Source organism: Xanthobacter variabilis, from assembly GCF_043831965.2.
GTDB lineage: Bacteria > Pseudomonadota > Alphaproteobacteria > Rhizobiales > Xanthobacteraceae > Xanthobacter.
Map to the genome: position 1 here is coordinate 644,362 of NZ_CM195533.1, position 22,707 is coordinate 667,068.

19 protein-coding genes are annotated in these 22,707 nt (G+C 68.0%); 11 read left to right on the top strand and 8 right to left on the bottom strand.

Features of this window, described 5'->3' with window-relative positions:
* Positions 1 to 112: 112 nt before the first annotated feature.
* The 9 genes from thiE to V5F26_RS02880 all read left to right on the top strand — a co-directional run bounded on the left by thiE (position 113) and on the right by V5F26_RS02880 (position 10,241).
* Positions 113 to 748, top strand: a complete 636-nt coding sequence (gene thiE, locus V5F26_RS02840) for a thiamine phosphate synthase (protein ID WP_394947661.1) — start codon at positions 113 to 115, stop codon at positions 746 to 748.
* Between the two features lie 70 nt (positions 749 to 818).
* The gene (aceB, locus tag V5F26_RS02845; protein WP_394947662.1) at positions 819 to 2,435 is read left to right on the top strand and encodes a malate synthase A; all 1,617 of its coding nucleotides are present in this window, start codon (positions 819 to 821) and stop codon (positions 2,433 to 2,435) included.
* A 143-nt stretch (positions 2,436 to 2,578) separates the two neighbouring features.
* On the top strand, positions 2,579 to 2,860 hold the full coding sequence (locus V5F26_RS02850; RefSeq protein ID WP_234053112.1) for a transcriptional regulator: 282 nt from the start codon (positions 2,579 to 2,581) through the stop codon (positions 2,858 to 2,860).
* A 3-nt stretch (positions 2,861 to 2,863) separates the two neighbouring features.
* Positions 2,864 to 4,918, top strand: coding sequence for a hydrogenase 4 subunit B (gene hyfB / locus V5F26_RS02855; RefSeq protein WP_394947663.1), 2,055 nt, complete (start codon positions 2,864 to 2,866; stop codon positions 4,916 to 4,918).
* Complete coding sequence (locus V5F26_RS02860) at positions 4,909 to 5,862, top strand: respiratory chain complex I subunit 1 family protein (protein ID WP_394947664.1); 954 nt, start codon at positions 4,909 to 4,911, stop codon at positions 5,860 to 5,862. The genes hyfB and V5F26_RS02860 overlap by 10 nt, the downstream gene beginning before the upstream one ends.
* Before the next feature lie 3 nt (positions 5,863 to 5,865).
* A complete protein-coding gene (locus V5F26_RS02865; RefSeq protein WP_370640788.1) occupies positions 5,866 to 6,543 on the top strand; it encodes a hydrogenase-4 component E in 678 nt (225 codons plus the stop codon).
* Entirely contained in the window at positions 6,540 to 7,988 is a 1,449-nt protein-coding gene (locus V5F26_RS02870; RefSeq protein WP_394947665.1) for a hydrogenase 4 subunit F, read from the top strand. Before V5F26_RS02865 ends, V5F26_RS02870 begins: the two co-directional genes overlap by 4 nt.
* Before the next feature lie 8 nt (positions 7,989 to 7,996).
* Positions 7,997 to 9,502 carry a hydrogenase large subunit gene (locus V5F26_RS02875; protein ID WP_394947666.1) on the top strand — a complete coding sequence of 502 codons (1,506 nt, stop codon included), beginning with the start codon at positions 7,997 to 7,999 and terminating at the stop codon, positions 9,500 to 9,502.
* A gap of 214 nt (positions 9,503 to 9,716) precedes the next feature.
* Entirely contained in the window at positions 9,717 to 10,241 is a 525-nt protein-coding gene (locus tag V5F26_RS02880; RefSeq protein WP_234053117.1) for an NADH-quinone oxidoreductase subunit B family protein, read from the top strand.
* Between the two features lie 33 nt (positions 10,242 to 10,274).
* On the opposite strand, the gene V5F26_RS02885 is transcribed toward V5F26_RS02880, so the two are convergent.
* The 4 genes from V5F26_RS02885 to adh form a co-directional block, all read right to left on the bottom strand.
* Complete coding sequence (locus tag V5F26_RS02885; protein ID WP_394057981.1) at positions 10,275 to 10,466, bottom strand: hypothetical protein; 192 nt, start codon at positions 10,464 to 10,466, stop codon at positions 10,275 to 10,277.
* 197 nt (positions 10,467 to 10,663) lie between these two features.
* Positions 10,664 to 11,623, bottom strand: a complete 960-nt coding sequence (locus V5F26_RS02890; RefSeq protein WP_394057983.1) for a PDR/VanB family oxidoreductase — start codon at positions 11,621 to 11,623, stop codon at positions 10,664 to 10,666.
* Between the two features lie 186 nt (positions 11,624 to 11,809).
* Positions 11,810 to 12,838, bottom strand: a complete 1,029-nt coding sequence (gene adhP, locus V5F26_RS02895) for an alcohol dehydrogenase AdhP (RefSeq protein ID WP_234053120.1) — start codon at positions 12,836 to 12,838, stop codon at positions 11,810 to 11,812.
* Positions 12,839 to 13,444: 606 nt separating this feature from the next.
* Positions 13,445 to 14,965, bottom strand: coding sequence for an aldehyde dehydrogenase (gene adh / locus V5F26_RS02900; protein ID WP_234053121.1), 1,521 nt, complete (start codon positions 14,963 to 14,965; stop codon positions 13,445 to 13,447).
* Positions 14,966 to 15,227: 262 nt separating this feature from the next.
* Between adh and V5F26_RS02905 the strand changes: the two genes are divergently transcribed.
* Together V5F26_RS02905 and pcaD are read left to right on the top strand one after the other, a co-directional pair.
* On the top strand, positions 15,228 to 17,213 hold the full coding sequence (locus V5F26_RS02905) for a sigma-54-dependent Fis family transcriptional regulator (RefSeq protein WP_394947667.1): 1,986 nt from the start codon (positions 15,228 to 15,230) through the stop codon (positions 17,211 to 17,213).
* 100 nt (positions 17,214 to 17,313) lie between these two features.
* On the top strand, positions 17,314 to 18,180 hold the full coding sequence (pcaD, locus tag V5F26_RS02910) for a 3-oxoadipate enol-lactonase (RefSeq protein WP_509210536.1): 867 nt from the start codon (positions 17,314 to 17,316) through the stop codon (positions 18,178 to 18,180).
* Between the two features lie 83 nt (positions 18,181 to 18,263).
* On the opposite strand, the gene V5F26_RS02915 is transcribed toward pcaD, so the two are convergent.
* The 4 genes from V5F26_RS02915 to V5F26_RS02930 form a co-directional block, all read right to left on the bottom strand.
* Entirely contained in the window at positions 18,264 to 19,037 is a 774-nt protein-coding gene (locus tag V5F26_RS02915) for a cephalosporin hydroxylase family protein (RefSeq protein ID WP_234053124.1), read from the bottom strand.
* Positions 19,030 to 20,070 carry a class I SAM-dependent methyltransferase gene (locus tag V5F26_RS02920; RefSeq protein ID WP_394947669.1) on the bottom strand — a complete coding sequence of 347 codons (1,041 nt, stop codon included), beginning with the start codon at positions 20,068 to 20,070 and terminating at the stop codon, positions 19,030 to 19,032. Before V5F26_RS02920 ends, V5F26_RS02915 begins: the two co-directional genes overlap by 8 nt.
* 106 nt (positions 20,071 to 20,176) lie before the next feature.
* Positions 20,177 to 21,400, bottom strand: a complete 1,224-nt coding sequence (locus V5F26_RS02925; protein ID WP_394057988.1) for a methyltransferase domain-containing protein — start codon at positions 21,398 to 21,400, stop codon at positions 20,177 to 20,179.
* Between the two features lie 111 nt (positions 21,401 to 21,511).
* Positions 21,512 to 22,567, bottom strand: coding sequence for an NAD-dependent epimerase/dehydratase family protein (locus V5F26_RS02930; RefSeq protein WP_394057990.1), 1,056 nt, complete (start codon positions 22,565 to 22,567; stop codon positions 21,512 to 21,514).
* Positions 22,568 to 22,707 lie beyond the last annotated feature (140 nt).

A 22,707-nucleotide genomic window follows, 5' to 3' on the forward strand; every position in this document is an offset into this window, starting at 1 on the left:
GCCACTACGGCGAAAGTGCATTTCCGCCCCCGGGGTTGGACAGGGCCGCCAGGGGGCGTTACCACAAAAGGAACGCGGGCGGTTTCCGTCCCCAGCAACCGGGCTCATCGTGATGGCCAGCGCCTTCGATCTTTCGCTCTATCTCGTCACCGACCCGCGCCGCACCGCGGCGCGCGGGCTTGAGGCGACGGTTAAGGCGGCGGTGAAAGGCGGCGTCACCCTGGTGCAGCTGCGCGATCCCGACGCCCATGGCCGGGCCCTGGTGGAACAGGCGCGCGCCCTGAAGGCGCTGCTCGCCCCTTTGGGCATCCCGCTGATCGTCAATGACCGGGTGGACGTGGCGGTGGCTGCGGATGCCGATGGCGTGCATCTGGGCCAGGACGACATGAGCCCCGCCGATGCGCGCGGCCTTTTGGGGGCGGGCCGCATTCTTGGCCTCTCCGTGGGCAATCCGGCGGAATACAGGGCGTCCGATCTCGCGGGCGTGGATTATCTCGGTGTCGGCCCGGTGAAGGCCACCGGCACCAAGGCGGATGCGGGCGCGGCCATCGGCCCGGCGGGCATCGCCGCCATACGGGCGCTGACGGGTCTGCCTCTGGTGGGCATTGGCGGCGTCGACGCCGCCATCGCGCCGGAGGTGATCCGCGCCGGGGCCGACGGGATCGCGGTGGTGTCCGCCATCTGCGCGGCCGCCGATCCCGAGGCCGCCGCCAAAGCCTTGCGCGCCGCCGTATCGGCCGCACGCTGACCCTCACGCGGCGTCGCCGCGAACCGACACTTTCCACCGAACTTCAAGTGGCTGAAGGAGGCCGCACGCCATGACTCTGTCCGCCGCCAAGGCATCCCTTCCCCTCACCGACGGCATCACCGTGACCGGCGCGCTGGCGCCCCGCTTCGAGGAGATCCTCACCCCCGAGGCGCTCGCATTCCTGGCGGGCCTTCAGCGCAAGTTCAACGCCACCCGCACCGCCCTTCTCGCCCGCCGGGTCGAGCGCCAGACCCATTTCGACAAGGGCGAACTGCCGGACTTCCTGCCCGCGACGGCGAACATCCGCGCCGGTGACTGGACCATCGCCGACCTGCCAGCCGATCTTCTCGACCGCCGCGTGGAGATCACCGGCCCGGTGGACCGCAAGATGATCATCAACGCGCTGAACTCCGGCGCCAAGGTGTTCATGGCAGACTTCGAGGACGCCTCCGCCCCCACCTGGGCGAACATGATCGAGGGCCAGCTCAACCTGAAGGACCGCTGGGCCGGCGCCATCGATTTCACCGACGCCACCACCGGCAAGGCCTACAGGCTCGGCCCCAAGCCCGCCGTGCTCATCATCCGCCCGCGCGGCTGGCACCTGCCGGAAGCCCATGTGCTGGTGGACGGGACGGAGATGTCCGGCTCCCTGTTCGATTTCGGCCTCTACGTCTTCCACAACGCCAAGGCGGCCCTGGCCCAGGGCTCCGGCCCCTATTTCTATTTGCCCAAGACCGAGAGCCACCTGGAAGCCCGGCTGTGGAACGAGGTCTTCACCTTCGCCGAGCAGGAGCTGGGCCTTGCGCACGGCACCATCAAGGCCACCGTGCTCATCGAGACCCTGCCGGCTGTGTTCGAGATGGACGAGATCCTGTTCGAGCTGAAGGACCACATGGCCGGGCTCAATATGGGTCGCTGGGACTACATCTTCTCCTTCATCAAGCGGCTGGGGAAGAATGAGCGCTTCCTCACCCCCGATCGCGGCCGCATGGTCATGAGCGAGGCGTTCCTGAAGGCCTATTGCCTGTTGCTGGTGGAAACCTGCCACCGCCGCAATGCCTTCGCCATGGGCGGCATGGCGGCCCAGATCCCGGTGAAGGGCGACGCCGAGGCCAATGCCGCCGCCTTCGCCAAGGTGAAGGCCGATAAGGAGCGCGAGGCGGGCCTGGGCTGCGACGGCACCTGGGTCGCCCATCCCGACCTCGTGCCGGTGGCGCTGGAGGTGTTCGACCGCCTGATGCCCAAGGCCAACCAGCGCGACGCCGTGCGCCCTGCGTGCAATGTCACCCGCGACGACCTGCTGGAGATGCACCAGGGTGCCCGCACCGAAGCCGGCCTGCGCGAGAACATCCGGGTGGGTGTGCAATATATCGAGGCGTGGCTGCGCGGACGCGGCGCGGTGCCGCTCTATAACCTCATGGAGGATGCCGCCACCGCCGAGATCAGCCGCGCCCAGGTGTGGCAGTGGATCCACCTGGCCGCAAAGCTGGAGGACGGCCGCACGGTGACTAGCGATCTGTTCGGCGCCCTCATGACCGACGAGATGGCCAAGCTGCGCGGGGTGCTGGGCGCCGCCACCTATGACGCCGGCCGCTTCCCGGAGGCCATCAAGCTGTTTTCGGACATGTCCCTGGCCGACAGCTTCGAGGAATTCCTCACCCTGCCGGCCTACCGCCTGATCGCCTGACCACCCTGGCGCCCCTCCTTCCGGGCGGGGCGCCAGCGGAAGGCGGATGATGTTTTAAACATCACTAATTGGTGTTGAAATCTGAGTTCGCGAGGCGTAGCGTTGAATAAAGATAGATTCAACAACACTCGCCTCGGCCCTCCGTGATCACTGCCGCACAGCTCCGTGCCGCCCGCGCCCTGCTTGGCCTCGACCAGAAGGGGCTGGCCGCCCTGTCCACCCTCTCGGTGCCCACCATCCAGCGGATGGAGGCCAGCGAGGGGGTCATTCGCGGCAATGTGGACTCGCTCATGAAGCTGGTGGCGGCCCTGGATAGCGCCGGCATCGAGCTCATTGGAGACAATATGGCGAGCGAAGCGGGCGGGCGCGGCGTGCGGCTGAAGGAGCCCACCCCGCGCACACCCCTGGCAGGGACGGAGGGCTGAGACGTGGCCGACGGCGCAACTGCCGCCGCGGCGGCGCTGGGCTCCACGCCCACCGGGCCCCTGAGCGGCCTTCTCTTCCTGATTGTCGCCTTCGCGGCGATCGCGCTGGCGGCCCCGCGCCTCGCCCGGCGGCCCGGCGGCAGCGCTCTCGTCTATGGCGCAAGCTTCATCGCCGCGACGCTGGGCCTGCTGAGCGCCCTCGCCGGCCTTGTCGGTGCACCCGAAACGCTGGTGCTGCCCCTGGGCCTGCCCTGGATCGGCGCCCATTTCCGGCTCGATGCGCTCTCCGCCTTCTTCGCCCTGGTGGTGAATCTCGGCGGCGCAGCGGCGAGCCTCTATGCCATCGGCTATGGCCGGCACGAGCATGCGCCGGCACGGGTGCTGCCCTTCTTCCCCGCCTTTCTCGGCGCCATGAACCTGGTGCTGGTCGCGGCTGATGCCTACAGCTTCCTGTTCGGCTGGGAGCTGATGTCGCTGGCCTCCTGGGCGCTGGTGATTGCCCACGACAAGTCCGCGGAAAACCTCAAGGCCGGCTTTGTCTATATCGTCATGGCCACCTTCGGCACGCTGATGCTGATGCTGGCCTTCGCTCTGCTCGCGGGCCCCTCCGGCGCCTATGCCTTCGCGGACATGGAGCGCGCGCCCCATGGCGCCCTGGTGACCGCCTTGGCGCTGGGGCTGGCGCTGGTGGGCGCGGGCTCCAAGGCCGGCCTTGTGCCGCTGCATGTGTGGCTGCCGCTGGCCCATCCGGCGGCGCCCAGCCACGTCTCCGCCCTCATGAGCGGGGTGATGACGAAGGTGGCCGTTTACGGCTTCATCCGCATCGTGTTCGATCTGGCCGGCCCGCCGGACTGGTGGTGGGGCATTCCGGTGCTGGCGGCGGGCGGCATCACCGCCACCCTGGGCGTGCTCCAGGCCATGCTCCAGGCAGACATGAAGCGCGTGCTCGCCTTCTCCACCATCGAGAATATCGGCATCATCTTCGTCGGACTGGGGCTCGCCCTGGCCTTCAAGGGCAATGGGCTGGAGGCGGCCGGCGCGCTCGCGCTCACCGCCGGCCTGTTCCATGTGCTCAACCACGCTTTGTTCAAGAACCTCCTGTTCTTCGGCGCCGGCGCGGTGCTGAACGCCACCGGCGAGCGAAGCCTCGAACAGCTCGGCGGGCTCATCCATCGCATGCCCACCACGGCGGCGGTGATGCTGGTGGGCGCCGCCGCTATCTCTGCCCTGCCGCCGCTCAATGGCTTTGCCTCCGAATGGCTCACCTTCCAGGCCATCCTTCTGAGCCCGGAGCTGGCGCCCTGGGGCCTCAAGCTGCTGGTGCCGGCGGTGGGCGCGCTGCTGGCCCTCGCCGCGGCATTGGCGGCGGCCTGCTTCGTCCGGCTCTACGGCATCGCTTTCCTGGGCCGCCCGCGCACCGGGGCCGCCGCCGAGGCGCGGGAGGTGGACCGCTGGTCGCGCGGGACCATGATCGGCCTCGCCACGCTCTGCGTGCTGGCGGGCATCCTGCCCGGGCCGGTGATCGACGCGTTGCAGCAGGTGGTGTCGCCGCTGATGGGCGCGCGCATGCCGGTGCAGGGCGACGTGGCGTGGCTCTCCATCATCCCGGTGGGTGAGAGCCGCTCCAGCTATAACGGCCTCCTGGTGTTCGTCTTCATCCTCATCTCGGCGGGGCTGGCGGCGGTCCTGATCCACCGCTTCGCTTCCCGCGCCCTGCGGCGGGCGCCGGCCTGGGATTGCGGCTTCCCGCTCAACGATCCCCGCACCCAATACTCGGCCTCGAGCTTCGCCCAGCCCATCCGCCGGGTGTTTGCCAGCGGCCTGTTCCGCGCCCGCGAGGACGTGACCATGCCGCCGCCGGGCGACCTTTCCCCCGCCCGCATCCGCCTGAGTGAGGACGACCCGGCCTGGCGGCTCATCTACACGCCGCTCACGACGATGGTGGACGCGCTGTCCGCGCGCGCCAATGTGCTGCCGCACCTCACCATCCGCCAATATCTGGGCATCGTCTTCTCGGCGCTCATCCTCCTGCTGCTGGTGCTGGCGATATGGCCCTGATTGGCGATCTCCTCATTCAGGGCACGCAGATGACGGTGGTGCTCGCCGTGGCTCCGCTGGTGACGGGCGTGGTGCGCAAGCTGAAGGCGCGGCTCTACCGCAAACGCGGCGCGAGCGTGCTCCAGCCCTATCGCGATCTCGCCCGCCTGCTCCGCAAGGAAGCGGTGGTGGCGGAAGGCGCCTCCTGGCTGTTCCGCGCCGCGCCCTACCTCATCTTCGCGGCCACCTGGGTGGCGGCGGCGCTGGTGCCCACCTTCGCCACCGGGCTGCTGTTCTCCTGGTCGGCGGACCTCATCGCCATCACCGCCCTTCTGGGCAGCGCCCGCTTCTTCCTGGCGCTGGCGGGCATGGATGTGGGCACGCCCTTCGGCGGCCTCGGCTCCAGCCGCGAGATGATGATCTCATCCCTCGCCGAGCCGGCCATGATCATGCTGGTTTTCTCCCTGGCCCTGGTGGCGGGCTCCACCCAGCTGTCCACGGTGGCGGGGGTGATGCTGCAGGGCGTCGGCCTGCGCGTGTCGCTGGCCCTGGCGCTGATCGGCCTCATGATCGTGGCGGTGGCGGAGAATGCCCGCATCCCGGTGGACAATCCCTCCACCCACCTTGAGCTCACCATGGTGCACGAGGCCATGGTGCTGGAATATTCCGGTCGCCACCTCGCCCTCATCGAGCTGTCGGCACAGCTGAAGCTTACGCTCTACATCTCGCTCATCGCCTGTGTGTTCGTGCCCTGGGGGCTGGCGCCCGCGGGGGCGGGGCTGACCCATATGCCGCTCGGCCTGTTCGCATATTTCGGCAAGCTGGCGGTGGGGGCCACGCTGCTCGCGCTGTTCGAGGTGTCGCTGGCGAAGATGCGGGTGTTCCGGGTGCCGGACTTCCTCGGCGCGGCGCTCATGCTGGGGCTGCTCGGCACCCTGCTCTTGTTTGTGTCTCGGGGGCTCTGATCCATGCCGCAGCCCATGTCCCCCCATTTCGTGTTCGACATTGCCCACCTCCTGGCGGGCGCCATGGTGCTCATCAGCCTGATGATGCTGTACCAGGACCGCCTGCCCGCGCTCATCAAGGTGTTCGCGCTGCAGGCGGTGGCGCTGGCAGCCTCGGTGGCGTGGCAGGCTTATGCCCATGACGCGCCGCACCTTTACGTCACCGCCGGCATCGCCATCCTGTTCAAGGGGCTGGTCATTCCGGTGGCCCTGCACCGCATGGTCGCGCGGCTCGGCATTCACCGGCAGGTGGAAACGGCGCTTGCCACCGGGCCCACCATGCTGGCCGGCATCGGCCTCGTCGGCCTCTCTCTGGTGGTGATGCTGCCGGTGACAGCCACCTCCGATCCGCTGGCGCGGGAGGACCTCGCCTTCGCCCTTTCGGTGGTGCTGCTGGGCTTCCTGATGATGGTGACGCGGCGCAATGCGGTGAGCCAGATCATCGGCTTCATGTCCATGGAAAACGGCCTCATCCTCGCCGCCGCGGGCGCCAAGGGCATGCCGCTGGTGGTGGAAATCTCGGTGGCGTTCTCGGTGCTCATCGCCTTCATCATCCTCGGCGTGTTCCTGTTCCGCATCCGTGAGCGGTTCGACACGGTGGACGTGGACGCCCTCGACCGGTTCCGGGGAGGGCGGGCATGAGCCTTCCCAGCATCCTTCTGCTGCTCGCAAGCCCGGTGCTCGGCGCCGCGCTGCTGGCGCTGTGGCCCTCCTGGCGCTCGGGGGCGTGGGTCAACGTCCTCGCCTGCGCCCTCGCCTTCGCCGGGGCGCTGGGGCTGGTGGTGCACCGGCCGGACAGCGGGCCCTATATCCTGGTGGACGACCTCAACATCGTGTTCATCGTCCTGAACACGTTCGTGGCCCTCACCACCGCCGTGTTCAGCGCTACCTACATCGCCCACGAGGTGGAGACCGGGCGCATGACGCCCGCCAACCTGCGCGTCTACCACGCCATGTACCAGGTGCTGCTGTTCGGCATGAACATGGCGCTGGTGTCCAACAATCTCGGCGTCATGTGGGTGTCCATCGAGGGCGCGACCCTCTCCACCGTGCTCATGGTGGGGCTCTATCGCACGCCGGAAGCCATTGAGGCGGCGTGGAAATACTTCATGCTCGGCTCGGTGGGCATCGCCATGGCGCTGTTTGGCACCATCCTCGTCTACATGGCCGCCCAGCCGGTGGTGGGCGAGGGCCAGGACGGCATGGTGTGGAGCGTATTGGTCACCCGCGTTCAGGCCTTCGATCCGGCCTTGCTCAACCTCGCCTTCGTGTTCCTGCTGCTCGGCTACGGCACCAAGGTGGGCCTGTTCCCCCTCAATGCCTGGCTGCCGGACGCCCATGCGGAAGGGCCAACCCCCATTTCCGCCGTGCTGTCCGGCCTGCTGCTGAACGTGGCGCTGTATGCGGTGCTGCGCTTCAAGCTGCTGCTGGCGCTCAATCCCGGCGCGCTGGCGCCGGGGCCCCTGTTGATGGGCATGGGGCTCGCCTCGCTGCTGCTGGCGGGCGTGATGCTCTACCGGCGGCGGGACATCAAGCGCCTGTTCGCCTACTCCTCCATCGAGCATATGGGGCTCATCGCCTTCGCCTTTGGCATTGGCGGGCCGCTGGCCAATTTCGCCGGGCTGCTGCACATGGTGATGCATTCGCTCACCAAATCCGCCATCTTCTTCGCAGTGGGCCATGTGGCCCAGGTGAAGGGCACGCAGAAATTGTCGGAGATCCGTGGCCTCACCACCTCCCATCCCGCGCTCGGCTGGGCCCTGGTCATCGGCGTCCTCGCCATTGCGGGGCTGCCGCCGGGCGGGGTGTTCATGAGCGAGTTCCTGCTGGTCACCTCCACCTTCGCCAAGCCGTTCCCGCTGATGCTGCTGGCCTTGCCGCTGGTGGCCGGCCTCCTCATCGCCTTCGGGGCCCTGGTGCTGAAGCTCAGCGGCATCGCATTCGGCGAACCGTCTCCCGGAACCGCCCCGGTGAAGGCCTCCTACGGGCCGCTGGTGGTCCACCTTGCCCTGGTGCTGGCCGCCGGCCTCTATCTACCGGCGCCGCTGGTGGCCTGGTTCCAGCACGTGGCGAAGCTTCTGGGGTAGCGCACGGCATGCAGTCTCTCACCTCCCTCCTCGCCGCCGGAACGCGCAGCTTCACCTGCCGGCCGTGGCCACGCGCGGTCCTCGACCCCGGCGCGTGGTCGGCGCTCGCGGCACATCTGGCCCAGGGGCGCTTCACCCTGGTGTCTCTCTGGGGCGACGTGGATGCGGTGCACATGGCGCTGCTGGACGAGGCCTCGGTCGAAGCCGGCATCGCCACCTGCCTGTGCCCCGAGGGGTGCTTTCCCTCCGTCGGGCAGGTGCACCCGCCGGCGCAGCGGCTGGAACGGGCGGTCCGCGACCTCTACGGCCATGTGCCCGAGGCGGCTCCCGACACCCGTCCCTGGCTGGACCACGGCCGCTGGGGCATCGACGCGCCGTTGGGCGCGGCCCAGGCCGCGGGCGAGGGTGAGCCCTATGCCTTCCTGGCCGCCGAGGGCGCCGCCCTGCACCAGATTCCGGTGGGGCCGGTGCATGCCGGCATCATCGAGCCCGGCCACTTCCGCTTCACCTGCCATGGCGAGACAGTGGTGCGCCTGGAAGCGCGGCTCGGCTATGTGCACAAGGGCATTGAAGGGCTGATGGTGGGCGCTTCGGTGGAGGAAGCGGCGCGCCTTGCCGGCCGCAGCTCCGGCGACAGCACCGTGGCCTTCGCGCTCGCCTTCGCCCGCGCGGTGGAAGCCGCGCGCGGCATCGGCGTGCCGCCGCGCGCCATCTGGCTGCGCGCCCTGGCGGCGGAGCTGGAGCGGCTGGCCAACCATTTCGGCGACGTCGGCGCCATCTGCAACGACGCCGCTTTCGCTCTCATGCTGGCCCATTGCGGCGTGCTGCGGGAACGGACCCTGCGCGCGGCGCAGACCGCCTTCGGCAACCGGCTGATGATGGATGTGGTGATCCCCGGTGGACTGTCGAACGACATGACGCCCGACGGCATCGCCGCCGTGCGCGCGCTGGTGAAGACCGCTCGCGCCACCTTCCCCGAGCTGATCCGCCTTTACGACGACACCACCTCCATCCAGGACCGCACCGTCGGCACCGGCATCGTGCGGGAAGCATTGGCGCGCCGGTTCGGTGCCGGTGGCTTCGTCGGGCGCGCCAGCGGGCGGAGCTTCGATGCCCGCCGCTTCCTGCCCTATCCGCCCTACAACCAGATGCCCTTCACCATTCCCAGCCGCCAGGACGGGGACGTGAACGCGCGCATCTGGATCCGCATTCAGGAGATCGAGGAAAGCCTCTCCCTCGTCACCCGGCTACTGGACACCCTGCCCGCCGGCCCCACGCAGACTTCCGTGGAGCCCGGCCCCGGCGAGGGCGTGGCCATGGTGGAGGGGTTCCGGGGCGATATCTTCGCCTATGTGCGGCTCGACCGCGAGGGGCGGATGGCGCGCGCCCACCTGCGGGACCCCTCATGGTTCCAGTGGCCACTGCTCGAGGCCGCCATCGAGGGCAACATCGTCGCCGACTTCCCCTTGTGCAACAAATCGTTCAACTGCTCCTATGCGGGCCATGACCTCTAGCGCCGGAGCGGAAGAACCAACCGGCCGGCGGGCCTCCCCTGATGTCGCATCGTCGGTTCCGCCCATGAAATGCCATGCGCCTGTTTGGAACGGCTTCAAACGACGGGGTGAAGCGGGCAATTTTGGGTATACGGGCTGAACATGTGCAATTGTATATGTGTAGGGCGACCGGCGCGAACCTGAGGTGATCGCCGGGCGCTCAAGGGAATGAGTGATGCGCCAAATCCTGCTGAAGAGCCTGTTGACAGGCCCCCTCACTGAAGATGTGCCCGACGCCACCGAAGTGGCGGCGCTCGGCTCAGCCGTGGGGGCGGCGGCGCAGGCCCGGCTCGGCCGCAGCCTCGCCATCCGGGAGGTGGATGCCGGCTCCTGCAATGCCTGCGAGCTGGAGATCCATGCGCTGTCCAACGCCTTCTATGACCTGGAGCGGTTTGGCCTGAAGTTCGTCGCCTCCCCCCGCCATGCCGACGTTCTGCTCGTCACCGGCCCGGTGAGCCGTAACATGGCCGAGGCGCTCCAGCGCACCCATGAGGCCACGCCGGCGCCCAAATGGGTGGTGGCGGCGGGCGATTGCGCCATCAATGGCGGCGTCTTCGCGGGAAGCTACGCGGTGATGGGGGGTGTCGAGGCGGTCCTGCCGGTGGATCTGCGCATTCCCGGCTGCCCGCCCACGCCCACCGCGCTGCTCCAGGGCCTGCTTGCCCTGCTGAATGCCAATGAGGGGCGCGCCGCGCGCTGAGCACATCAGGTCCCGTCCGCACCCACGCGCGCTCTACTGCCGTCCGGCGCCGTCGCGGGTGAGCTCATCCACGCGCTGCATGATGATGAGCCAGGTCTGCTGCTCCTCGCTCTTGCCGCCGATTTCGAAGCTCTGCGCCATGGTCGCGGCAAAGCCCACGCCTTCGGCGCCATATTGATCGGCGATGATCCAGGCGGTCTGCCACAGGTCCTCGTCGCTCGCCATAGCCGCCTCCTCACTCACCGGATCGTCGAGAGAGAGGGGCAGCGGCCGCCCCGGCGGGAGAGCCGCTGCCCAAAATTTCCCCGGCCCCCGCGCGCATTTTCACCACAGGCAGCCAGCTTCGGACGGTTGCGAAATACCGATGCGGGCCGGCCGCCCCGGAGCGCGCGCGGCCGGCGAAACCGCGTCTCCTCAAACTGTCACAAGTCCAACACCAGCAGGTCGCCTTTGCCACGCGACACGCAGGCCAGCATCCAGCCTTCGTCGCGCTCGGCGGCGGAGAGGCGCTTGTCGCGGTGGTCCACCTCGCCTTCCAGCACCTTCACCTTGCAGGTGCCGCAGGCACCCTGCTCGCACGAGGTCCGGATCTTCACCCCCCTTTCCTCGAGCGCGCCGGAGACGGACTTGTCGCCGGGGATCTCATAGGTCTTGCCGGTGGACGCGATCTTCACCGAGAAGACCTTGTCCAGCAGCGGCGCGGGCGCCTTGCCGCCGAACCGCTCCATGTGGATGCGATTGACGCCGAAGCCCTTCTGCTGCGCGGTCTTGGCGATGGGGTCCATCCACCAGTCCACGCCGCACAGGAACAGCTCGGTGTCATCGGGTCGATCGGCGAGGATGTTGGCCGGATTGAAGGGCGGCTGCGCGCCTTCCAGATAGAAGGTGGTGTTCTCCGCGAAGGCGGACGCCTCGATGGTGCCCTGGAACGAGCCCGGAGAACCGCCGGCAAACACATAGTGCAGCTCGAAGGGAACCTCTTTCTTCTTCAGGTGGTCGGCGATGCTGAGAATGGGCGTGACGCCGATGCCGCGCGCCATCAGCACGGCGCGGGCCGTGCCCTTGGGCACCGCGAAACGGTTGCGCGGTGCGCTCACCTGCAGGGTGTCGCCCACATTCACGTTCTCATACATGGCCAGCGAGCCGCCACGGCTGTTGGCATCCTTCCACACGCCGATGAGATAGTGGTTGCGCTCGTCGGCGCTGTTGAACAGCGAATACTGGCGCACCAACCCGCCGGGGATCGTCACATCAATGTGCGAGCCGGGCGTGAAGCCGGGCAGCTCCGCGCCTGCGGGATCCACCAGCTCCAGCGAGACCATATTGTTAGCCTCGACCGTCTTCTTCGCTACGACGACCGGGTGCAGGGCATCGTCTGACATTCGAAACTCTCCATGGACCTTAAGCCGATGGGGAGGGAGCAAGGACAAGGCCAGTTTTCAGGCGAAAACCTGTCATTGCGCACCGGAGGTCAAAAAATAGGCAGATGCCCGGCCGCCGGCACGCACAGCACGGCCCCGCGGCGGGGAGCCGCCCCGGCCTGGGCGCAAGCCGGGGCGCGCCCGCTGTCAGCCCTCGAAGTCGAGCACGATGCGGCCCTGGATGTCGCCCTTATGCATGCGATCGAAGATGGTGTTGATGTTGTCCAGCCTGTCGGTGTGGATGGTGGCCTTCACCTTGCCCTCGCCCGCGAAATTGAGCGCCTCCTGCAGGTCGAGCCGGGTGCCGACGATGGAGCCGCGCACGGTGATGCCGTTCAACACCGTATCGAAGATGGAGAGGGGAAAATCGCCCGGTGGCAGGCCGTTGAGGGAGACGGTGCCGCCGCGCCCCACCATGCCCAGGGCCTGCTCGAACGCCTTGGGCGAGACGGCGGTGACCAGCACGCCCTGGGCCCCGCCCACCTCCTTCTTCACGAAGGCCACCGGATCGGTGGTGCGGGCGTTGACCGTCAGCGCGGCCCCCAGCGAGCGGGCAAGATCGAGCTTGGTGTCGTCGATGTCCACGGCGATTACGTTGAGGCCCATGGCCTTGGCATATTGCACGGCGAGGTGCCCGAGGCCGCCGATGCCGGAAATCACCACCCAATCGTCGGGCTTGGTGTCCGTCACCTTCAAGCCCTTATAGACGGTGACGCCCGCGCACAGGATGGGGGCGATCTCCGTGAAGGAAATGTTGGCCGGCAGGTGGCCCACGAAGTTCGGGTCCGCCACTACATATTCGGCGAAGCCGCCATTCACGGAATAGCCGGTGTTCTGCTGGTCCTCGCACAGGGTTTCCCAGCCACCCAGGCAATGCTTGCAATGGCCGCAGGCGGTGTAGAGCCACGGCACGCCCACCCGGTCGCCTTCTTTCACATGCTTCACGCCCGCGCCGACGGCGGCCACATAGCCCACGCCCTCGTGGCCGGGAATGAAAGGCGGCTTCGGCTTCACCGGCCAGTCGCCCTCGGCGGCGTGAAGGTCGGTATGGCACACGCCGCTGGCCGCGATCTTCACCAGGATCTGCCCCGCGCCCGGCGTCGGCACCGGCACCTCCTCAATGGACAGGGGCTTTCCGAACGCGTGAACGACAGCGGCCTTCATGGTCTTCGTCATGCTCTTCCCTTTCGTTCCCATCCGACGGGCCCGAAGGCCAGGCCCCCGGCACCCCCGGCTTTGACAGGGAACGCGCGCGACGATGCACGGCCGGCCCCGCCGCTCGCGCCCCAGGCCCCCGCAGCAGCGGCCCGGACATGAACCGGCGCCCTGGCGCGGGAAACACAGCAATTGGTCATCCCGCTGGCAGCGCCCGGTGCTCATGCGTTTCGGGCGCTGGCTGGCATGTGGGGGATGGCTGGCGCGCAGCCGAGTGAGGGGGAGACCGAACCGCACCACTCACGGCAAGGAGCGCCACGGCTGCGAGATCGCTGTCGATGTCCGGATCAACGACAGGCACGAATCGACGGCCGCCGGAAGCCAGGGGGAAACTGGCCTCCGGCCTCGATCATGGCCGTTCGTTCCTCCTTGAGCGGTTGTCCGCGGCCGGTCCGCGGGTCGTTTCAGACGCCGCCTTGGGACAGGATGGAGTCCACTGCCCCAAGAACGGTGCCGGTGATCCTTTGTTCCCGGCGGCGGGACGGATGAAAGTGAGGATGCCGGGCATCCCCGCCCCGCCGCCGGCCACGTCTGGCGCCGCGCCTTCACCAGAAGGCGCGGATCCGCTCAGAAGAAGCCGAGCTTCTTCGGGCTGTAGCTCACCAGCAGGTTCTTGGTCTGCTGGTAATGGTCCAGCATCATCTTGTGGGTCTCGCGCCCGATGCCCGACTGCTTGTATCCGCCGAACGCCGCATGGGCGGGATAAGCGTGGTAGCAGTTGGTCCACACGCGGCCCGCCTCGATGGCGCGGCCGAAGCGGTAGGCGCGAGAGCCATCGCGCGTCCACACGCCGGCGCCCAGGCCGAACAGAGTGTCATTGGCGATGGAGAGCGCCTCCGCCTCATCCTTGAAGGTGGTCACAGACACCACGGGGCCGAAGATCTCTTCCTGGAAGATGCGCATGGAATTGTTGCCCAGGAACACGGTGGGCTTCACATAGAAGCCTTCCGAAAGGTCCCCTTCCAGGGCGTTGCGCTCACCGCCGATCAGCACCTTGGCGCCTTCCGCCTTGCCGATCTCGATATAGCTCAGGATCTTGTGCATCTGCTCGCTGGAGGCCTGGGCGCCGATCATGGTGGAGGGATCGAGCGGCGAGCCTTGCTTGATATCGGCGACGCGCTTCAGCGCCTTTTCCATGAAGCGGTCATAGACGCTTTCCTGGATCAAGGCGCGGCTGGGGCAGGTGCACACTTCGCCCTGGTTGAGGGCGAACATCACGAAGCCTTCGATCGCCTTGTCGAAGAAGTCGTCGTCTTCCGCCGCCACATCCGAGAAGAAGATGTTCGGCGACTTGCCGCCCAGCTCCAGGGTAACCGGGATGAGGTTCTGGCTGGCATAGCCCATGATGAGGCGGCCGGTGCCGGTCTCACCCGTGAAGGCGATCTTGGCGATGCGCTTGGAGGAGGCGAGCGGCTTGCCGGCCTCCAGGCCGAAGCCGTTCACGACGTTGAGAACGCCGGCGGGCAGGATGTCGGCGATCAGCTCGGCCAGCACCAGCATGGAGGCCGGGGTCTGCTCCGCCGGCTTCAGCACCACGCAATTGCCGGCGGCGATGGCCGGGGCCAGCTTCCACGCGCCCATCAGGATCGGGAAGTTCCAGGGAATGATCTGGCCCACCACGCCGAGCGGCTCGTGGAAGTGATAGGCGATGGTGTCGTGGTCGATCTCGGAGAGCGCGCCTTCCTGGGAGCGCACGCAGGCCGCGAAATAGCGGAAGTGGTCGATGGCCAGCGGAATGTCCGCCGCCGTGGTCTCACGGATGGGCTTGCCGTTGTCCCAGGTCTCGGCCAGCGCGAGCAGGTCGAGATTCGCCTCCATCCGGTCGGCGATGCGGTTCAGGATCAGGGCGCGCTCGGCGGCCGGGGTGCGACCCCAGGCGTCCTTGGCGGCGTGGGCGGCGTCGAGGGCCTTCTCGATGTCGTGCTCATCGGAGCGCGCCACTTCGCAGATCACTTTACCGTTGATGGGCGAGATGTTCTCGAAATAGCGCCCGTTCACCGGCTCCACGAAGGTGCCGCCGATGAAGTTCCCGTACCGGGCCTTGAAGGGCGAGGCCTTGTCCTGATTGAGGAATTCTGGCTTGTTCATGGTTTCCTCCCACTGTGGGTCGCGCATCCTATCGCAGCCCTCGTGCCAATTGCCGGCCGGATGCGGAACTTTTATTCTTGCAGTGCGGTAAGTTGTTGTGCGGCTGCACTTCAGGTCAAGGCTGGATCCACTCCACTTTGGCCGGAGCTGGACGCGGCATGAACAGTCGTGCGAGACTGTCGCCCATAAGAACAACACGGAACGACAGGTGTCGCATTTTGCAACACCCGTCATTTGGGAGCGAAAACGTCCCGAGGTGCCGATGCTGCAGACCATCCCGTCCCGCGACGCCCACCTGTTCTCGCACGAGGCGCTGGTTGCCGCGCGCCAGCGCTTCTTCTCCGGGGAAGCGATCTGCACTGGCGTGGCTGAGCCGATCCTGCGCTCCTGGACGCGCTGCGCCGCGCGCGGCCTGCCGCCGGGCGGACGCGTCGCCCCCGAGCCCGTCACCGCGGGCGAGCTGCGCCAGCACCGTGACCGGGCGGAAACCCTGCGCCGGCGCTGCCGGCCGGAGCTGGAGGCGCTCCACGCGGATGCCGCCGTCACCGGCAGCATCGTCATCCTCACCGATCCCTCAGGCTTGGTGCTGGACACCATCGGCTCGGCGGAATTCGCCGATCGCGCGGCCCAGGTCTCCCTGCTGCCGGGCGTGAACTGGAGCGAAACCGCGATCGGCACCAACGCCATCGGCACCGCTTTGGTGGAGCGCCGGCCACTGGAGGTGCGCGGCGCCGAGCATTATGCGGAGGCCCACGGCATCCTGAGCTGCGCGGCGGCACCCATTCTCGATCCCTTCGGCGAGGTGGTGGGCCTGCTGGACCTGTCCGGCCCCTCGGCGGTGGCGCAGATGCACGCTCTGGGGCTGGTGCAGCTGGCCGTGAACCAGGTGGAGCACCGCCTGTTCGAGGGCGCCTTCCCCGGGCATACCGTGGTGCGCTTCCACACCGATGCCAGCTTCCTGGGCACCAGCCGCGAAGGCATCCTGGTGTTCGAGAACTATCGCCTGGTGGCCGCCAACCGCTGGGGCCTCGCCCAGCTCAGCCTCGGCTGGGATGCCCTGGGAACCTGCCGCTACAGCGAGCTGTTCGAGGGCAGCCTGGGCCGGAGCGCGGAGGTACGGCGCGTGCGCAGCACCCGCGGCGACACCCTGCATGCCCGCATGGAGCAGCAGCCGTCCCGCCATGCCTCGTCCCGGACCTCCGCCGCGCAGCCGGACGGCAGCCGCGCTGTCAGCGCCCCGGCGCCGACAGCGACGCCGGCGGAACCGCTGCCCGCGGCCCTGTCACGCCAGTCGCCCGAGCCTTGCTTCGATGCCGTCACCGCCGAGGCCCTGCGCCGCGCCGTGCGCCTGCTTGATGCTGGCGTGCCGGTGCTGATCCAGGGCGAGACCGGTTCGGGCAAGGAGGTCTTCAGCCGCCAGATCCACGCCCGCTCGCAGCGCGCGCAGCGGCCGTTCGCGGCGGTGAACTGCGCCGCCTTGCCGGAGGGGCTCATCGAGTCCGAGCTGTTCGGCTATGAGGACGGCGCCTTCACCGGCGCCCGCCGAGCCGGCTTCAAGGGCCTTCTGCGCGAGGCCGATGGCGGCGTTCTCTTCTTGGATGAGATCGGCGACATGCCGCTGGCGCTCCAGACCCGCCTGTTGCGGGTGCTGCAAGAGCGGGAAGTCACGCCACTGGGGGGCGGCAAGCCCGTGCCCGTCGATTTCCACCTGGTCTGCGCCACCCACCGCGACCTGAAGCAGCTGGTGGATGCCGGCACCTTCCGCGCCGACCTCTATTTCCGCATCGCCCAGTACACGGTGGCGCTGCCGGCGCTGCGACACCTGCCCGAGCGCGAGGCCCTGGTGCGGCACTTCTGGCGGGAGCTGGCGGGTGAGGGCGATGCGCCCGCCCTTTCGCCCGAATGCGTCGCGACCCTGGCGTGCTACTCCTGGCCTGGCAACTTCCGGCAGTTCGTGGGTACGCTCAAGGTGCTGCATGCTTTGGCCGAACCCGGCGGCATTCTGGGCCCTGAAGCCCTGCCCGCGGACCTGCGCGCTGATCTGCGCGACGGCCCGCGCGATGCCCCTGCGGACGTAGCGGACACCCTCCGCGAGGATGACCTTCAGACGGTGACGCGCGCCACCATCCAGGCCGCCCTTGCCGCTTGCAACGGCAACATTTCCATGGCGGCGCGGCGGCTCGGCATCCACCGCTCGACCCTGCACCGCCACCTGGCGGCCGAGCGGCACCCCGGCAAGCCCACCTGACGCATTCCCCTGCAAAAGGGTTGGAGCGGGCGGCAAAATGCGTTTTCCTCCCGGTACCAGCCTGCTCCGGCCCGCGCCGGAGCTAGGCGCAAGGTGGAGGATGACGATGACGCCCCCAGCGGCAGACGAGTCCATTGGCCAAGAGCGCCTGGGTCATGAGAGCCTGGGTTATGAGAGCCTGGGTCATGTGACCCTCGGAGACGGATGCCGCCTCGCCTACCGTTTTGACGGGCCGGCGGACGCGCCGGTTCTGCTGCTGTCCCACGCCCTCGGCACCCGGCTGGAGATGTGGGACCCGCAGATACCCGCACTCGCCGAGACCTTCCGGGTGTTGCGCTACGACTGCCGGGGCCACGGCCGCTCGGACGTGCCGGTGGGCGCCTATGGCATGGACCGGCTGGGGCGCGACGTGGTCGAGCTCATGGACACGCTGAGCGTCGAGCATGTGCATTTCTGCGGCCTGTCCCTGGGCGGCATGGTGGGGCAGTGGCTGGCCGCCCGGGTGCCGGAGCGCGTAACCGGGCTGGTGCTCGCCAACACCACCGCCCACATGGGGCTCGCCTCGGTATGGGACGAGCGGATTAACGCCGTACTGGACGGCGGCGTGGCCGCCCTGACGGAAAGCGTGCTGATGCGGTGGTTCACCCCCGCTTTCCTCGCCGCCCATCCCGAGCGCGTGGCGCCGGTGCGCGCCATGCTCAACGCCACCGCGGCCGAGGGTTATGCCGGCTGCTGCGCCGCCATCCGCGACATGGACCTTCGCCTCACCGCCCCGCTGATCCGCGCGCCAACCCTGGTGATCGTCGGCACCCAGGACCCCTCTACGCCGCCGGAGGAAGGGCTGCGTCTGGCCCAGTCCATCGCCAGCGCCCATGTGGCCAAGCTCGATTGCGCCCACCTCTCCAATGTGGAGCAGGCGGACGCCTTCACCGAGCTGCTGCTGGCCCATTGCGGCGCCGGAGCCTGATACGCGGGCCCGATCCTGAACCGGGACCAAGACGCCAGCCGCTTGCCCCCGGTGTGGGACGGGCGCCGCAGCGCCCCGTCAGCTCAGGCCTTGACGCGCTTCAGGAAGCCGTCGGGCGCAACGGTGATCTGGAGCTTGTTCTGGATCGCCACGTCGATCTCGAACTCCGGATGCCCCTTCAGATAGGCATGGACGGCGGTCTTGGGATTGTTGCCCACGTCCCAGGGGCGATCGTGGAACAGGCCCTTCGGCAGGTCCTCGACGATGGTGTCGAACACCACGCAATAGCTGTCGGCGCTCACCAACGGGGCATAGGCCTCTAGCTCCGCCAGCGCATGGTCGTGGGAATGGTTGCTGTCGAGGCAGACGAGAATGCGCGCGTGGCCTTCCGCCCGGCGCTTGACCTCGGCCACGATCTCCGGGGCGATGCTGGAGCCCTGGATCATCTCGATGCGCGAGGCCATGGGATGGGCCTCGATGGCCGCGCGGTTATGGGCCCTAATGTCGATGTCCACGCCGATCACCTTGCGCCGGCTCGCGCGCGGGTCCATCGGCGTGCCCGCCTCGATGGCATCGGTCAGGTCGAGCAGGGCCAGCATGGAGGCGCTGAAGATCAGCGAGCCGCCATGGGCGATGCCGGTCTCGATGATGAGGTCGGGCCGCACCGACCAGATCAGCTCCTGCATCGCGCAGATATCCTGCGGATACTGGATGATCGGCCGGCCCATCCAGGAGAAATTGTAGGAATATTTGGCGTTGATGGAGCTGAGCATGAAGCGCCCGGTGTCCTGACGCAGCTGGGCGTCCGTGCCGAGGGCCGCGATGCGGGCTTCTCTTTCCTGTTCGAACTCAGTCATTTCCGACCTCGACATAGCGGTAGGCATGGTGCGACATGGCGCGGATCTCGTCCGCGTAGTTCGGATTCATGATGTAGATGGTGGATCCCGGTGCCAGCAGGGCCAGTCCCTCATCCGGCGCATGAACGCGCAGGCCGGTGACGGGCATGTGCCGGCCCTGTTTCGCCGGATTGATGTCGATGGCGAGATCGACCGGATGTCCGGCGCGCGCGCGCAGCAGGGCGTAGATCACCCCCTTCGAGGCGCATCCCCAGATCGCCCCGCCCGCGCCGTCCATGGTCGCCAGGGAGGCGGCGAAGTTCTCGGGGACGGTGACGGCGTCACCGGGCACGAATGCGGGCGCCTGAACGGTGGCGAGATCGGCCACCACATAGAGATATTGCCCGCCGAACAGCCGCCCGCTTTCCACCACGGTGCCGAACATCTTGTTCAGGTCGGCCAGGCGGAAATAGTTCACATGCTCATAGAAGATGTCGAACCAGGCGCGATTCTCCAGAATCCAGTCGAGGCAGGGCACCTCGATATAGATGAGCCCCTGCCCACCGTTCGCGACCTTCAGATTCTGCAGGAAAGCGACCGGGTCGGCGATATGCTCCAGCACATGGCGCAGGATGAGCCCGTCGCCGGACATGCCCATTCCCGGCTCGAAGAAGCGCCGCTGGATCCGGGGATTGTCGCCTTCATAGGCGGCATCGAAGCCGACGATGTCGAACCCGGCCGCCAGCAGCATCTCCAGGAAGAAGCCCTTGCCGCAGCCCACCTCGACCAGCCGCTCCCGGCCGAGCCGGCGGGCGATGATCTCGCGCACCTCCTCCAGATGCCGGACGAAGGCGGAGCTGAGGGACTGCTCGTTGTGGTAATTGCTGTCGTAGATCACGAGCTCGGGCCGAAAGGCCGCGTTGAACACGAGGCCCGTGGCTGGATCCTGCACCAGCCGCACGTCACCCAGCTGGCACGCCTGCGCCTCCCGCGCGGTGGCATAGACACGGTTCTGCAGCACGGGCAACCCGGTTTGCTCGTATAGCGCCTTCATCACCCCGCCCTTCCCCGGGTGCGCCCCGCACCCGCAACGGCCGCGCCCGCGCGCGGAGATCGAGGATTACGGGACGAACCTTGCGCGGGTCCGGCGTCCGCGGCGCTCATGAAATCTGCAGCCGGGGCACCGCCGTGACGAAGCGGGTGCCGCGCGCGGCGAGCTCCGCATTCTGCCGGCGCACCTCATCCGCGATGTTCCACGGCAGGATGAGCACGTCATCGACGGGCTGCTCCAACAGCGCGGAAGGCGGCAGGATCGGAATATGGCTGCCGGGCATGAAATGCCCCTGCTTGGAGGGGGCTGCATCGCACACGAAGGGCAGAAGGTCGGGCTTCACGCCGGCATAGTTCAGCAGGGTGTTGCCCTTGGCCGCGGCGCCATAGGCGGCGACCCGCCGGCCTTCCCGCTTCTGCGCGATGAGGAAGGACAGAAGGTCGTCCTTGATCCGGTCCGCCCGCGCCTGGAACGCGCTGTAGGTGGCGAGATCCTCCAGGCCGCGCTCCCGCTCCAGGGCCAAGAGGTCATGCACCGCCGCGCTGGTGGGCCGGGCATCCTCGTGATGGCAGCCGAAAATCCGCAGGCTTCCGCCATGGGTCGGCAGCTCCTCCACGTCGAACACCCGTAGCCCGGCGCTGGCGAACAGCCGGCCGACGGTGCGCAGCGACAGGTAGGAGAAGTGCTCGTGGTAGACGGTGTCGAACTGCGCCTCATCGATCAGCCGCATGAGGTGCGGAAACTCCAGCGTGATGGTGCCCGTGGGCTTCAGCACGGCGGCAAGGCCGGCGGTGAAGTCATTGATGTCGGGAACATGGGCATAGACGTTGTTGCCGATGACGAGATCCGCCTGCTGCCCCTCAGCGGCCAGCCGGCGCCCCACCGCCGCCCCGAAGAACTTGCGCAGCACCGGAATGCCCAGCTTCTCGGCCGCGTCGGCGGTGCTCGCCGTGGGCTCGATGCCCAGGCACGGAATGCCGGCGGCGACGAAGTTCTTCAGGAGATAGCCGTCGTTGGAGGCGACCTCGATGACGAAGCTGCCGGCATCGAGCTCAAGCTTGCCGATCATCTTCTCCACATAGCGGGCCGCATGGGCGAGCCAGCTGGAAGAGGTGCTGGAGAAATAGGCATAGCCCGGGGTGAAGAGCGCGTCTGCGGCGGCATAATCCTCGGTCTGGACCAGCCAGCAGCGGTCGCACACCTTCACCTTCAGCGGGAAATAGACCTCCGGCCGGTGCAGGTCCGCCGCGCAGAGATAGGCGTTGGACGGCGGCGCGAAGCCCAGATCGAGAAAGGTGTGCGCCAGGGGAGCGGAGCAGTGGCGGCACTTCATCGGCGAGCCCTGTGATCGGGGAGAGTGAAGAACAATCCGGCCCGGCGCCTTCGCGCCCGTGGTGCCCTGGTGCAGCCCCGCTCTGCGCCATGGCACGGCCGGCATCACCGGTCAGGCCTGCCCGGCCACCCAGCGCAGATCGGCGCCGAGCCGGCCGGCGGCCATGTGCCGGCGCAGCATGTTGAGCCGCATATAAGGCGACTCGCGGAAATTCGCGTCCCTGAAATCCATGCGCCGGAACCCGTCCACCAGCCGCTCGATGGAGCGGTCGAGGGACACCTGCGGGATGTTATCCGGCGCCAAAGCGCGGAACAGGGCGAAATCCACCCGGTAGGAGCGGTTGTCCGGCGGAGCGTCGGTATTGATGCTCACCTTCACCCCGGGAACATGACGCGCCACCGCCTCGGCCAGGTCGCGCACCTGGTAGTTATTCTCGTCGCGGCCCGCATTCACGGCCAGCCAGGGCCCGCCATTCTCCCGCGTGCGGCCGATGGCCCAGGCGATGGCACGGGCCATGTCCTCCACATCGATCAGCGGCCGCCAGGGCGTGCCGTCGCTGAGCACGGAGATTTCGCCGCGGGTGAGGGCGCAGGCCACGAAATCGTTCAGCACCAGGTCGAGCCGCAGCCGGTCGGACATGCCGCAGGCGGTGGCGAAGCGCAGGGAGGTGAACACCATGTCGCCGAGCGGCGCGTCACGCAGGTCGCTTTCCGTGCCGATCTTGGAGCGGGCATAGGCGGTCAACGGGTTGGTCGGGTCGCCCTCCTTGCGCGGGCTGCCCTCGGTGGCGCCATACATGGAGCAGGAAGAGGCGAAGACGAAATTCCGCACGCCGCTCTGCGCCGCCAGGCGGGCGATGCGCACGCTGGCGTCGCGGTTCACGGCGCCGGTGACCTCCTCGAACTCCTTGCCCATGGGATCGTTGGAGATGGCGGCCAGATGCACCACCGCGTCCACGCCCTCCAGCAGCTCCGCGGGAAACGCGCGCACATCGCCGAAATGCTGGCGCGCGAGCACGGATTCGGGCAGCCGCTCCGCCCCTGTCAACGCATGGCCGAAGAAGCCCGCATCATAGCCGATCAGCTCGATGTCCGGGTTCGCTCCCTTGAGGTAGCGCGTGAGCACAGAGCCGACATAGCCCATGTTTCCGGTAATGAGGACCCGCATCCGCCCGCTCCCTGCGCCTCGCCGCCATCCAAGGCGCCCTGTGGGGTTAGCATAATCAGGCGACAGAAGGGGGACGACCTTAGGCTGAGCGGTTTCCCCCCATTTCTCACGCCAGGGCAATGGGGCGGAGCCTCCCCCGA

Bases quoted from the DNA above. Each gene is read 5' to 3' on its own strand.
- V5F26_RS02880 (WP_234053117.1), top strand. From the start codon at position 9,717: ATGCGCCAAATCCTGCTGAAGAGCCTGTTGACAGGCCCCCTCACTGAA.
- V5F26_RS02870 (WP_394947665.1), top strand. From the start codon at position 6,540: ATGAGCCTTCCCAGCATCCTTCTGCTGCTCGCAAGCCCGGTGCTCGGC.
- V5F26_RS02915 (WP_234053124.1), bottom strand. From the start codon at position 19,037: ATGACTGAGTTCGAACAGGAAAGAGAAGCCCGCATCGCGGCCCTCGGC.
- V5F26_RS02885 (WP_394057981.1), bottom strand. From the start codon at position 10,466: ATGGCGAGCGACGAGGACCTGTGGCAGACCGCCTGGATCATCGCCGAT.
- pcaD (WP_509210536.1), top strand. From the start codon at position 17,314: ATGACGATGACGCCCCCAGCGGCAGACGAGTCCATTGGCCAAGAGCGC.
- V5F26_RS02860 (WP_394947664.1), top strand. From the start codon at position 4,909: ATGGCCCTGATTGGCGATCTCCTCATTCAGGGCACGCAGATGACGGTG.
- V5F26_RS02865 (WP_370640788.1), top strand. From the start codon at position 5,866: ATGCCGCAGCCCATGTCCCCCCATTTCGTGTTCGACATTGCCCACCTC.
- V5F26_RS02930 (WP_394057990.1), bottom strand. From the start codon at position 22,567: ATGCGGGTCCTCATTACCGGAAACATGGGCTATGTCGGCTCTGTGCTC.
- V5F26_RS02905 (WP_394947667.1), top strand. From the start codon at position 15,228: ATGCTGCAGACCATCCCGTCCCGCGACGCCCACCTGTTCTCGCACGAG.
- adh (WP_234053121.1), bottom strand. From the start codon at position 14,965: ATGAACAAGCCAGAATTCCTCAATCAGGACAAGGCCTCGCCCTTCAAG.
- thiE (WP_394947661.1), top strand. From the start codon at position 113: ATGGCCAGCGCCTTCGATCTTTCGCTCTATCTCGTCACCGACCCGCGC.
- V5F26_RS02875 (WP_394947666.1), top strand. From the start codon at position 7,997: ATGCAGTCTCTCACCTCCCTCCTCGCCGCCGGAACGCGCAGCTTCACC.
- V5F26_RS02925 (WP_394057988.1), bottom strand. From the start codon at position 21,400: ATGAAGTGCCGCCACTGCTCCGCTCCCCTGGCGCACACCTTTCTCGAT.
- adhP (WP_234053120.1), bottom strand. From the start codon at position 12,838: ATGACGAAGACCATGAAGGCCGCTGTCGTTCACGCGTTCGGAAAGCCC.
- V5F26_RS02890 (WP_394057983.1), bottom strand. From the start codon at position 11,623: ATGTCAGACGATGCCCTGCACCCGGTCGTCGTAGCGAAGAAGACGGTC.
- V5F26_RS02920 (WP_394947669.1), bottom strand. From the start codon at position 20,070: ATGAAGGCGCTATACGAGCAAACCGGGTTGCCCGTGCTGCAGAACCGT.
- aceB (WP_394947662.1), top strand. From the start codon at position 819: ATGACTCTGTCCGCCGCCAAGGCATCCCTTCCCCTCACCGACGGCATC.